Origin of the sequence: Ornithinibacillus halophilus, from assembly GCF_900129485.1 — a bacterium.
GTDB classification, from domain to species: Bacteria; Bacillota; Bacilli; order Bacillales; family Amphibacillaceae; genus Ornithinibacillus; species Ornithinibacillus halophilus.
Window position 1 is genome coordinate 1 of sequence record NZ_FQVW01000063.1, and the last position, 13663, is coordinate 13663.

The following is a 13663-nucleotide window of genomic DNA, read 5'->3' on the forward strand; positions in this document are numbered from 1 at the left end:
CGCTACGGAAAATACACTTCGCTTTCACTTCCAGCACAAGTGCGACATCTGTTCAAGCTTCCTACGGTCGCTTTCACAGTGTCTTCTTTGCCGCGGGCGGCTGGTGAGCCAGGGAACTACTTGAATAAGCTTCCTTGCACCCTTGCGCTGAGGAAGCCTACTTCGAAGCTTTACTAGTAGACGCAAGCGCATCACGGGGTCTCACCGATGCCTCTGCTCCCGCAGGACAAGAAGGGCGTCGGAAGCATTATCATCGCACGAAGGAAATCGACTTTTATTTCCGAGGAGTCTACGTGTATTTCCTTCGCTAGTTTTGGCATAATTATTAATATATAAGCCTCTTCTACTATAATATTATTCTTCTATTTCATATAATTCTTCCGTTACCTCATCATAGTAATACCAAATGTCGTACTCATAGTCGTAGTAATACCATTCATCAAACTCTTCATCATAATACCAATTTTCATCATACCAACCATCGTCTTCATAGTTGTATTCATCATCATAGTATTCGTCCTCATACCAGCTATCGTCATAGTACTCGTCATCATAGTATTCGTCCTCATACCAGCTATCGTCATAGTACTCGTCATTATAGTATTCGTCCTCATACCAGCTATCGTCATAATACTCGTCATTATAGTATTCGTCCTCATACCAGCTATCGTCATAATACTCGTCATTATAGTATCCGTCTTCATACCAGCTATCATCATAGTACTCATCATAATACCAGTCATCTTCGTACCAATCATCGTAATACCAATCTTCATTCCAGTCATATTCCCAAATTTCTTCGCCAATATCATTCCAGAAGTCCTCATAGTCATATTCCCAGTAGTCATAATACCCATCGTCCTCTGAATAATCACCACCATCAAAGTACCCGGAATCTTCTGAGGACCATAAATCACCAAAGAAGTAATCTCCGTCAATATCATAAAATTGGGCCAGAATATCTTCTTCTGACATAGGTTGATTAATCCAGGACTGAATTAAATCATTAACAGTATACAATGGAATACTAAAACCAATGGATTCAGCTTCTAAACTTTCAGCTGAGTTAATAGCGATTATTTTTTCTGATTGCTTTGTAATTAAAGGACCACCACTACTTCCTGGTGAAATTGGAGCAGAGATCTGGTATAGATTTTCATAAGAATAATTGCCAATGATAAAATTACGATCTTCTCCAGTAATATATCCCATCGTTGCAGTGTTCTCTAATCCAAGTGGACTACCTAAAGCAATAATTTCTTCCCCAATCATGGATGGATTATCCGTTTCCAATCCAAAAGGTTCGCGCCCAACTAAGTCTGGTACGTGAACAACAGCTACGTCTGTTTCATTTGAGTATCCAATCACAGTACCAGGATATTCTATCCCATTAACTGTTTTAATAAACACCTCGGTTTCCCCTTCAACAACATGGGCATTTGTAACAACGTCCCCATTGTTATTGTACAGAAATCCAGACCCTTGACTATATTCGGTGAAGATTGTATAAACCGTCTCTTGAGCAGCAGCAATAATCTCTGTTAATTCACGTTTTTGATTTTCTTCTAAATCTCTTTTCTCAGGTTCAGCTAGTGTTACAGCTTCCTTGGAGTCTAGTGAACTATCTTTTGATTGCGCGATTTCAATGGAAGATTGTGAGTTTGTTGTCACCGTATCATCTGACAGAAGTTCAATGATTACCACAGCAATTGTCGTTAAAAGAACAACAAGAATAATTACCATGGGTAGTGAAAATTTCCGTTTTTGTTTCGCTCCACAGTGTGTGCAATATCGGGAGTTTTGTCTACGCTCATTTCCACAAGATGGACAGAACATAAGCCCTCGCCTCTTTTCTCTATGGCTTTGTTGTATTTTTTAAATACTTAGTCGCAAGAAACTACTTTACATTTAAATTATATCATGAAAATCGTGTCGAATTGATGATGGTTCGATTAAATATAAGTGACAATAAAGTTGGAACCATTTTTTCGCTCTAATAGAGGTTCTAACCAAATAGTAGGTTCTATATTTTTCGAAAGTGCTTAATTGACAGATTATAATTTATTTCGTAGCATGAAATAAATCCTTTCAGAATTTTATCAACTGTCGAAACCTCATTTAGAAGTTGAAAAAACAATTACATTTTAATTAAAAACTACTAAACTGATAAGTGACTGGGGAAATGCAAGTTCTTAGATTGATAGTAAGTAGTACTAGTATACGAGGAGTGTCTTATATGAAATTTTTTCAAACACAAACAAACCCTTACCCAATTTCAAGACAAGCAACTTACGCTAAAAATGGAATGGTTGCAACATCCCAACCGTTAGCGGCTCAGGCTGGATTGGATATATTAAAAAAAGGCGGTAATGCGATTGATGCAGCTATTGCTACGGCTGCGAGTCTGACTGTATTAGAACCTACATCTAATGGCATTGGAGGAGATGCCTATGCTTTGGTATGGACAAAAGGTGAATTACATGGCTTAAATGCGAGTGGCCCTTCTCCAAAAAACATCTCAATTGATGCTGTCAAAAAAGCAGGATATGACGAAATACCAAAGTATGGTTGGGTCCCGGTAACAGTTCCTGGTGTTCCTGGGGCTTGGGCAGAGTTATCCAAAAAGTTTGGAAAGCTACCTTTTACTGAGGTTTTAGAACCAGCAATACGATATGCAGAAGAAGGATACCCTTTATCACCAGTTCTGAGTAAATATTGGAATAGAGCCTATCATATTTTTAAAGAGAACTTAAAAGAAGATATGTTTAAGCATTGGTTTGAGACCTTTGCTCCGAATGGTCATGTTCCTCAAGTCGGTGAGGTATGGAAGTCACAAGACCATGCAGACACCTTAAGGGAAATTGCAGAAACAAACGCAGAGTCATTTTATCGTGGAGAGTTAGCGAATAAAATAGATCGTTTCTCTAAAGAAAATAATGGGTTCTTATCTAAAGAAGATTTAGAAGCTTATCGTCCTGTATGGGTGAAGCCTATTAGTGTAAATTATAGAGGATATGATGTTTGGGAAATTCCTCCTAATGGGCAAGGACTTATTGCATTACAAGCATTAAATATTCTAAAGGGATATACGTTTGAAGAAAGAGACACGGTAGATACCATTCATAAGCAAATCGAAGCAATCAAACTTGCTTTTGCTGATGGATTTAAATACATTACGGAAGAAAAACATATGAAATTCACTACAGAGGAATTCTTAAGTGAACACTATGCAGCAAAAAGAAGAGAGTTAATTACAGATAAAGCCATTTTACCAGAAGCAGGGGAACCATCTTCTAGTGGAACGATTTATTTATCAGCAGCAGATAATGAAGGGAATATGGTTTCATTTATTCAGAGTAACTATATGGGATTTGGTTCCGGTTTGGTCGTACCAGGAACTGGAATAACTCTACAAAATCGAGGGTATGATTTTTCTATGGACCCTAACCACAGCAATGCATTAGCCGGAGGAAAGAAAACATTTAATACGATTATCCCAGGATTTTTAACAAAAGATAATAAACCAATAGGACCTTTTGGAGTCATGGGAGGATTTATGCAACCACAAGGTCATATGCAGGTTGTCATGAATACCATTGACTTTGGGATGAACCCTCAGGTTGCTTTAGATGCCCCGCGTTGGCAATGGATGAAAGATAAAATAGTTGATGTAGAACATCGATTCCCACATCATCTAATACAGGCATTAACTGATAAAGGTCATCAAATACGGTTAGGAATTGAGCCTAACAGCTTTGGTCGTGGCCAAATAATATGGAAGGACCCTGAAACAGGTGTGTTAGTAGGAGGAACTGAATCACGAACAGACGGGGCCATTGCAGCTTGGTAAATACAGAATATATGGAAAGGGTACGTTCTCTATATGAGTAAACAATGGAACATATTTATAGCTTTTTTCCGAGTAGGGATCCTCGGATACGGTGGAGGTCCAGCTTCTATCCCACTAATTCATAAAGAGGTTGTAGATAAGTATAGATGGATGAGTAGTGATGAATTTGGGGATTTAGTAGCATTAGGAAATACGCTTCCAGGTCCTATTGCTACTAAATTAGCAGGCTATATCGGCTATCGAGTTTCAGGAGTACTTGGATTACTTAATGCAGTTATTGCTACTGTTTTACCAACTATAGTATTGATGATTATCCTTCTATCTACTCTTTCATCTTTTAAAGATTTCGATTGGGTGAAAGGAATGACAGCAGCAATCGTTCCAGTAGTAGGGATGATGCTTTTAGTACTAACCATTCAGTTCTTACAAAAAGCAATTAAAGGGATGGGTTGGATGCCCACTATTATGATGTCCATCGTCATTTTTATCCTATTATCCTTACTGAACGTTCATCCAGGAATTATAATAGGTGCTTTATTAATTTTTGCTTTAGTGAAAAAAGATAAAGTGAAAGAAGGGAGTTCCTCATGAAGTATTGGGAAATATTCTTAGCTTTTTTCATTCCTGGAATACTAGGATATGGCGGAGGACCAGCATCGATCCCACTAGTTGAGAACGAAGTAGTAAAACGGTATGAATGGATGGATGTTCAAGAGTTTAGTGAAGTGTTAGCATTAGCTAATTCATTACCCGGGCCAATCGCAACTAAAATGGCTGGATTTATTGGTTATAATGAAGGTGGAATACTAGGAGCATTTATTGGTGTATTTGCAATAGTTGCTCCTTCACTTATTTTAATGGTATTCTTGTTGGGTATTTTATATAAATATAAAGATTCACCGAAAGTAAAACGATTAACTATGTATGTGCGCCCTGTTATCGCTATACTATTAGGATTAATGGCGTATCGTTTTTTCTTTGAATCATATACAGGAATCGGACTCTTTCAAACAATCTTCATTACACTTGGCAGTTATTTGTTAATAGAGCGAGTAAAGATCCACCCTGCATTTGTAATAATAGGAGCTTTTGTTTATGGGGGCTTCTTCTTATAAGTAATTAATCTTTAAAGTAAGGACAGTGACAATACAACTATGAAAAACACAGTAGTCTTTAAAACCGTTGAAAATTGTAGTATAAAAGGTGATTTTTATCCAACAAGTATAGCTAATGCACCAGTACTTGTCTATATACATGGTGGAGGGCTGATTTGGGGTTCTCGTGAGGATATGCCTAAACATCAAATCGATTATTTTAATGAGGCAGGATTCAATGTTTTTACGATCGATTATCGGTTAGCACCGGAAACGAAAGTGATAGAAATAAAAAAAGATATTGAAGACGCCATTATTTGGTTAGAAGAAAATGGTACAGAACAGTTTGATATAGATGTAAGTAAAATTGCAGTAATGGGAAGCTCTGCTGGAGGGTATTTGGCCCTTCTTTCAGGAGTTTTCACGAAGAAACCAAAAGCAATTGTTTCATTATATGGCTATGGTGATATTACAGGTGATTGGTATATGAAGCCAAGTTCATTTTTCCTACAAAAACCACAGGTTCCTAAAAACTTGGCTTATCAATTAATATCACCAACTGTTCTTTCTGAAGGACCGATCGAAAAAAGGTATGCGATTTATTTATATTGTCGACAACAAGGAGCTTGGTTACAAGAAGCAACGGGGATGGATCCATATATTCAAAAACAAGAGATTCAATCTCTATGTCCTTATTACCTAGCTGACAGAGATTATCCACCAACATTATTGATACATGGTGATAGTGATACAGATGTACCTTATGAAGAGTCTGTTAAAATGAACCAAAAACTTACCGACAATGGTGTTGAAAGTAAGCTGATCACTATAAAAGGTGGAGATCATGTTTTTGACGAACATTGGAATGATTCACAAGTACAACAAACCTTTGAAGAGATTATTGGCTTTTTAAAAGAAAAACTCGTATAAAATCATCAAATGAGTAGAGTATCTAATATAGATGCTCTTTTTTTCTTGTCCGAAATCAACAATGTTTCTATAAATTTTTGTTGATATTGTATAAAGACTCGTTTCCTAGGGTAGTTGTATACTGTCCAAGTAATGTTGTGAGTGTCTTGATGATCATAGCTACATAATGTGTTGATTATTTTACATACAGTCAACAGACTGTTAGTTTTTTTATCTCTTCTTATAGATAAAGGAGGAAACAGGAATGTTTGATTTAATAATTAAAAATGGGAATGTCGTATTACGTGACGGTGTCAAGAAAGTGGACATCGGAATAAAGGATGAAAAGATTTCGTGTATCTCAGAGGAAATTACCGATGATGCAAAAGAAGTAATTGATGCTACTGGTCAATATGTAATGCCAGGTATGATTGATACACATGTTCATATTAGTGAACCTGGACGTACAGAGTGGGAAGGGTTCGAAACGGGCTCTAAAGCATTGGCAGCGGGTGGTACAACTAGTTATGTAGAAATGCCATTGAATGCTTTACCAGCAACTGTAAATAAGGAAGCTCTAGACTTAAAATTAGAAGCAGCAAAAACACAAAACTATGTTGACTATGCATTTTATGGTGGACTAGTTCCAGATAACTTAGAAGATCTTGAAGGATTGTCTGATGCAGGAGTTCTTGCTTTTAAAGCATTTATCTCAAACTGTGGTAGTGATATCCCTGATGATTTTACAAATGTAGATGATTACACGCTATATAAAGGAATGCAAAAGTTAGCTGAATTAGATCAGATACTTTGTATCCATGCAGAGAATCCAGATATTACAAGTAAGCTGGAAGCAGAATTTATTCGTGAAGGCAAAACATCTGCTATGGATTACCCTGATGCTCGTCCGGTTATAGCTGAGGTGGAAGCAGTACAAAAAGCGATCCTATTAGCAAAAGAAACTGGATGTAAATTACACCTTGTGCATATCAGTACATCTGAAGCAGTACAAGCTATCTTAAAAGCACGTTCTGAAGGGGTTGACGTGACAGTCGAATCTTGTCCACATTACTTCTCCATGTCTGCTGAAGATGTAGAAGAAATTGGTGCATACGCAAAATGTCAGCCACCTTTAAGAAAGAAACCTGTTCAAGAGAAGCTATGGGAAGAATTACTAAATGGAAATATTGACTGGTTAACTTCTGATCATTCTCCATGTACAGAAGATTTAAAACTAGAAGCAGATAATTTATTTGAAGCTTGGGGAGGAATTAGTGGAGCCCAAAATAATGTGGATTTAATGTTTGATTTGGCTGTTAAACAACGTGGATTATCAGTAAACCGTTTTGTGGAATTAATAGCGACAACACCTGCGGAACGCTTTAACATTCCAAATAAAGGTGAAATATCAGTTGCTAAGGATGCGGATATTATCCTAGTTGACCCGAATCAATCCTATACAGTAAAACGTGAAGACCTGTACTATAAAAATAAACACAGTGCATACGAAGGTAGAAACATTGATTGTCGTGTTACAAAAACGATTGTTCGTGGAAATGTTGTTTTTGATTTAGAAGAAGGTATTGTTGGAAATCCTATTGGTAAACTTATTACAAAATAAGATTGTTAATAGTATTAAAGAACCTCTGTATCTTTTACAGAGGTTTATTTCATTAACACTACTGTATTAAATACGAGCCTTTCTTCTTTTACCGTAAGTCGTGTTAAGGAATCTTTTCATATCCATTAATGGAAATTACTGCTTGTCTATTATGGACAAAAATAAGTTGTTTAGTTTGTCATCCATGAACAATGACTTGGTAGCTGGAAGCGCTTATAATAAATTTTGCATTGATTAAATAAAGATAGTAATCCTTTTTTCTAGGCGAAATAAAGGGTTGTTAATGTAAAGAGGAGTTGTCATTATGTCTACAAATCCTGGTACATCTGTGGCAGAAGAAACAGGTGTTCAACAAGTAAACTCAGAAACGGATTCATTAAAACCAACTACCGATAAAGAACGGACATTAGGACCATTCGGTTATATGTCTATGTGGGTCGGTGATGGTGTTAATATGGGGAATATGACCCTTGGTATGAGTGTTATTGCAGTGGGAGTTGCAACATTGAACATGTGGCAAACAATTGCTGCTGCGGTACTTGCAATAGGAATTATTTCACTTATTTTTGCTTTAAATGATAGAGCTGGATATAGAACTGGTATCCCTTACGTTGTCCAGTTAAAAATGTCCTTTGGGGATAAAGGAACAATTATTTCTTCCCTACTACGTGGTGTGCCTGCTATTATCTGGTATGGTATTCAAAGTTGGATAGGTGGTACTGCATTAAACGAAATTACTAAAATTCTATTTGATTTCGATAATGTTGCAGTGAGTTTCATAGTTTTACTATTAGCACAGATACTTATCTCTATGAAAGGTTTCCATGCCATTAAATGGGTAGAAACCGTTGCATCTGTTGTTCTTATGTTAATTATTGCTGTTGTGTTTGTTATTTTAGTTAAAGATCATAGTGCTGAAATAGCCACTAACTGGGTTAAGGCAGAAGGAACATGGGGATTAGAATTCTTCGGATTTGTGATGGTATTCATGGGGAACTATGCAGCTATCTTCTTAAGTGCAGCTGACTATTCTCGTGAATTGAAAACAGGTCTAAGTGACAAAAAACGTGGATTACTTTATTTCTTACCAATTACAATTGCCTACGGTTCTGTACTGATTGTTGGTGCAATGCTAGCTATTGTTACGGGGTATGTAAACCCTGCATTAGCATTACCAGCATTACTTGGCAATGAATATGCAACATTATTTGTCTCAGCATTTATTGTATTCGGTGTAATTGCAGTTAACATGGTTGCAAACATTGTTTCACCAACGTATGTTATTCAGTTATTTACGAAATTAAATTACAAAATTGCCGTTACGATCACTGGGTTACTGGCAATGGTATCATTCCCATGGTTATTAGTCCAAGATTCTTCAGCGCATGGATTAGATATGTTCGTTCTTATCTATTCTGCATTCTTAGGACCAATCGTTGCTATCTTACTTATTGAGTACTACGTATTGAGAAAGCAAAAAGTTAAAGTAGAAGAACTTTACAAGAAAGATGGACAATTTGCTGGGTGGAACCCTGCCGCTCTTATTGCATTATTCGGTGGTGCAGCTGCAGCATTTGTAAAAGTTGACCTAGCTTGGATAATTGGTTTTGTTGTAGCAGGTATCTTGTATTTCTTAATTTCTAAATTTGCATTCAAAGGATCACGCTTTAAGAAAGATACAATTTTTGAAGAATAGGAAATAAAACATACTAGATTAGTGGGTAAGGTCATCGAATGATGATTTTCCCACTATTTTTCTTTTTGAAGGTATAGTGATAAGCTCGACCAAAGACTAAGGGATTTAGTAATCGCAGGCATAGTCCCAAGGAAGGCTACAAGGAAGAACGCACGTAGAAAATGCATTTTTAAGGAGTTGACTGCCATCCGCTCCAATCAACAATCTAAATTGCAATACTTTTAATTAAACTGATATTGATTCCAAAACTAGCGGAGGAAATACACGAAGACTCCTGCGGGAGCAAAGGCATAGGTGAGACCCCACAGGACGAAAGTCCGAGGAGGCTCACCAGCCGCCCGCGGAAAGCGAAGTGTATTTTCCGTAGCGGTAGAATTCACGCCAGCACTAAAAATTCCCTCATAATTTCAAAAATCCGAACAAATCTATTGTTCAGTTTGTATCTAAATGTCGCAGCCTTTTTTACTTTCTATCTAAAAAAACAGGCTTGAATCCTATGTAGTGATTCAGCCTGTTTAATAAATTAATTGTAAATTGTTAGGAATAACTAACAATCATTTGATTTTTAGTTTTCATCTGTAATGATTTTTCCATTATCGTAAACTACATTTCCGTTAACGATCGTAGTTTTTACATTTCCTTTAAATGTCTTTCCAACATATGGAGAGTGCTGATGACGATAGAATAGATCCTCTGCTTTTAATTCAAAACTTTCCTCTAGATTAACAAGTGTAATATCTGCATCATACCCTTCAGCAATTGTTCCTTTATTTTCTACTCCGAAACGTTTCGCTGGATTGACAGCAGTTACCTCAACAATTTTCTCTAAAGGTAAGTTTCGTTTATGATACCCTTCTGTTAATAGGACATTTAATGTGGATTGGGCACCTGAAATTCCACCCCAACCTTCAAAGTAGTTGTCAGTAACTGTCTTCATGGAAGCTGGAGCAGGTGAATGATCAGAGGCAATCATGTCAATCTCACCATTTGCAAGTGCTACCCATAATTCTTCTACTTCATCGCTGTCTCTAAGTGGTGGAGCACATTTTGCAAGTCCACCTTTTTTTTCTAAGTCTTTCACTGTAAGAGCTAAATAATGGGCACATGTTTCAACCGATGCATTCACGCCCTTATTTTTTGCCTCATTAATTAAGTCGGTTACTTTTCTACTGCTGGCATGGACAACATGTAGTTTACATCCTGTAGCTTCAGCATAAGAAATAATTCTTCTAACCGCTTCGATTTCAGAAATAATCGGTCTGGATTCAACAAAGTCCCTTGCGCTAGTTTTTCCTTGGCTGATCTTTTCTTTAGCTAATTGATCACATATTACGGTGCTTTCTGCATGTACTGCTAGAATGGAGTCAAAGGATGCGATTTCAGTCATTCCTTTATACAGTGTTTCATCATCTGCATTATTGAAATCATCAATCCCACTTGGTGACATAAATGCTTTAAAACCAATTACACCGTTTTCATGTAAGTCTTTCAGCTCAGCAATGTTTTCTGGAACTAAGCCTCCCCAGTAATAAGGATTTACAACCGATTTTTGATCTGCTAAGTTACTTTTTGCTTGAAGGTTTTCCTTGTTAATAACTGGTGGGGTACTATTTAGTGGCATATCAAAAAATGCTGTAGCTCCACCTGCTGCTAAACTGCGACTCCCTGTTGCTAAGCCTTCCCACTCTGCTCGTCCAGGCTCATTGAAATGCACGTGTGTATCAATTACACCAGGCATAATATGAAGCCCCTTCGCATCAATTTCCTTGTCAGCAGTTCCTTCAAGCGGTTGATCAACAGAAACACGTTGAATCTTACCACCTTTAATAGCGATATCAGCTTGAAACTTTGAATCAGAATTGACAACTTGTCCATTTCTAATAATTACATCATATGTACTCATGAGTTTGCCTCCTATAAAAATAATGTTGATATTGAAAAATAGTATATGAAAATAAACGAAACTTACTTAATTGTAATCCGAGAGATTTTTGAAGTCATTGTTTAGTTTAGATAATGAAACTAGTCTCCTTTAAGTTAAAATGCACAAAATGACACAATTGTACACTGTAACTTATTGGTAGTTTGGTTTCTAATCTACATGACAATAAGAAAATTGTTATAATAGTAGAGTTAGATTAGTTAATCTATCTATCGTTTTAGATGGAGGTGTCTAAAGTGGAATACCGTGTTAAGGATTTATTAAAACAAAAGATAATGAAAGACGCTGCTTATATTGGAAATAGCAGTAGTTTAAATAATATAATTTCTGGAATTACAGTTTTGGATTCACCAGACATAGCAGATTGGTTAAAGGGTGAAGAAGTAATAATTACGAGCCTTTATCCTGTTCGGGAATTTACGGATAAGCAAACTTTTGATTGGATTGAACGCTTATCAAGTAAAAATGTTAGTGCATTGATAGTGAAGATAAAAAAAGTATTTGATGAAATTCCTCCCAATATTTTAAAGGCCTGTGATTGCTTCCAATTGCCTATCATTCAAATCTCCAATGATATTCCGTTTATCGATATAATGTACCCAGTTATGGAAGAGTTATTTAATGATAAGGTGAAGAAGCTTGAATACTTTAGAGAAGTACATGATCGTTTTACAGCTCTCTCACTAGCTGATGAAGGCGAAGATGCCATTATTAATACGTTAGCTGATATTATTAAAAATCCAGTTACTTTATATGACCGGGAGTTTCGTTGTGTTGCAACAACAGACAATGCCACTTCACTATTTTACGAAATGGATAAAATAATGAAAGAAGAAGGGATTAAAGAAACGAAATTTCCTTTTTACCGTCAAAAAGTAATGTTTCCTAGTATCCAAGAACAGAAGAGTGAACAATTAGTGGTTGTAATTGAGACAATTAACCACATAAAGATGAATCTTGTAATCAGTGAATTAAATAAAAAAGTCACTTCATTTGATTTTATAGCGATTGAAAATGCAGCAACAGCACTGTCACTAGAATTTGTGAAGAAGTTTGCAATTTCAGAGGTTGAACAAAAATTTAAAGATGATTTAATTGATGACTTAATATCCGGTAAACAACAGTCTATAAGTTCAATCAAAGATAGAGCTAATGTGATTGGTTTTGACTTGGAGAACAAATATGTTGCGGTTGTGTTTCATTTAGAGGCAAAAGATGTAGAAATGAAAGGCACCAAAATCCATACAGAGCAGCAGAGGTATTATAAATATCTACGTGAAACGATAGAGTATTATAATAAGGATGTTATTGTCAGGGAACGAAGTAATTTAATCATTGTTTTGTGGAAAGTTCAGCAAAAGGATGCACGTGACCGAAACTGGTTAACGAAATTAAAAGCTACAGTTAACCACATCCATGATAAATTTAAAAATGATACAAAAGAATTTATTATACAAACGGGAATAGGGAATGTAGCACAAGATGTTAATGACTTATCGCAAAGCTATATGGAAGCACAAGACTCTTTGGAATTAGGAAAGTTATATAATCAGTCAGATTTTTCGGTTAGTTATAGTGAATTAGGGATTTATCGCTTGCTTTATCAGGTGAAAGATAAGAACGTATTGATTAACTTCATACCACAATCATTGGAAAAACTACTAAACTATCAGCATGCTGGTAAAAATGATTTGGTAGAGACATTAAAAGTATTTATCCAATGTAGCCAAAATACCAAAAAAACAGCACAAGAGTTATTTGTCCATTACAAAACAGTAACTTATCGGATTGAGAGAATAAAAGAAATTTCAGGTATAAACTTTGAAGATCCAGAAGAAATGTTGTCCGTCCAAGTAGGGTTTAAAATTTTGGATGTATTAGAAAAAGAAGAGAATAAACCAGTATAATGTTGAAAACCTCCCAATTGAATTATTCAACTCTGATGTAACTGCTTTGTTGATTTGCACTGCGGACAGTCGCTTTCCGCGGGCACGGCCTCAGCCTCCTCGCGGAAAAATCACCGCTTTGGGGTCTTCGGACACGTGCTGTTCCCGCAGGAGTCGACTGCCCTCCGCTCCAATCAACTAGTTATATTGCAGTAGGTCCATAATTCTTATTGTCTAAGAATACACACTAGCGTAAGACATACACGTAGACTCCGGCGGGAGCAGAGGCATAGGTGAGACCCCATGATGCGCTTGCATCTACAAGTAATGCTACGCAGTGGGCTTCCTCAGCGCAAGGGTGCTAGGAAGCCTAACCAAGTAGTTCCCTGGCTCACCAGCCGCCCGCGGAAAGCGAAGTGTATTTCTGAAGCGGTAGAGATTACACTACATTTTTGTCTCAGCCTCGAACCCATGCATACTACACTTCATATAGAATTGTCAGTCTAATTTTTAATATCACTTAGTTTTCAGTTGCCTCCTAAGATGGGAGGTTTTTTTATGTTTAGATTTAACTAACTTCAAGGAATTATCAAACGATTCCTTCTTTAACAACTTTGTCTAACTTTTCTTGAATAAATTGTGAACAAATCTAATTTATTTATCTT

At 36.5% G+C, this 13663-nt stretch carries 9 protein-coding genes; 7 read left to right on the top strand and 2 right to left on the bottom strand.

What is annotated here, in order from left to right; genetic code table 11:
* Positions 1-354 precede the first annotated feature (354 nt).
* Positions 355-1836 carry a trypsin-like peptidase domain-containing protein gene (locus BUB12_RS15915; RefSeq protein ID WP_072891897.1) on the bottom strand — a complete coding sequence of 494 codons (1482 nt, stop codon included), beginning with the start codon at positions 1834-1836 and terminating at the stop codon, positions 355-357.
* A 400-nt stretch (positions 1837-2236) separates the two neighbouring features.
* Between BUB12_RS15915 and BUB12_RS15920 the strand changes: the two genes are divergently transcribed.
* From BUB12_RS15920 to BUB12_RS15945, 6 genes are all read left to right on the top strand, one after another.
* The gene (locus tag BUB12_RS15920; protein WP_072891898.1) at positions 2237-3850 is read left to right on the top strand and encodes a gamma-glutamyltransferase family protein; all 1614 of its coding nucleotides are present in this window, start codon (positions 2237-2239) and stop codon (positions 3848-3850) included.
* 33 nt (positions 3851-3883) lie between these two features.
* Positions 3884-4441, top strand: a complete 558-nt coding sequence (locus BUB12_RS15925) for a chromate transporter (protein WP_072891899.1) — start codon at positions 3884-3886, stop codon at positions 4439-4441.
* Positions 4438-4965 carry a chromate transporter gene (locus BUB12_RS15930; RefSeq protein WP_072891900.1) on the top strand — a complete coding sequence of 176 codons (528 nt, stop codon included), beginning with the start codon at positions 4438-4440 and terminating at the stop codon, positions 4963-4965. The genes BUB12_RS15925 and BUB12_RS15930 overlap by 4 nt, the downstream gene beginning before the upstream one ends.
* A 39-nt stretch (positions 4966-5004) precedes the next feature.
* A complete protein-coding gene (locus tag BUB12_RS15935) occupies positions 5005-5874 on the top strand; it encodes an alpha/beta hydrolase (RefSeq protein ID WP_072891901.1) in 870 nt (289 codons plus the stop codon).
* A gap of 244 nt (positions 5875-6118) precedes the next feature.
* Entirely contained in the window at positions 6119-7474 is a 1356-nt protein-coding gene (allB, locus tag BUB12_RS15940; protein WP_072891902.1) for an allantoinase AllB, read from the top strand.
* Positions 7475-7778: 304 nt separating this feature from the next.
* Positions 7779-9170 carry an NCS1 family transporter gene (locus BUB12_RS15945; RefSeq protein ID WP_084063386.1) on the top strand — a complete coding sequence of 464 codons (1392 nt, stop codon included), beginning with the start codon at positions 7779-7781 and terminating at the stop codon, positions 9168-9170.
* Between the two features lie 565 nt (positions 9171-9735).
* Here BUB12_RS15945 and BUB12_RS15950 read toward each other — a convergent pair.
* A complete protein-coding gene (locus BUB12_RS15950) occupies positions 9736-11073 on the bottom strand; it encodes an allantoinase (protein WP_072891903.1) in 1338 nt (445 codons plus the stop codon).
* A gap of 275 nt (positions 11074-11348) precedes the next feature.
* On the opposite strand from BUB12_RS15950, the gene BUB12_RS15955 reads away from it, so the two are divergent.
* Entirely contained in the window at positions 11349-13019 is a 1671-nt protein-coding gene (locus BUB12_RS15955) for a PucR family transcriptional regulator (RefSeq protein WP_072891904.1), read from the top strand.
* Positions 13020-13663 lie beyond the last annotated feature (644 nt).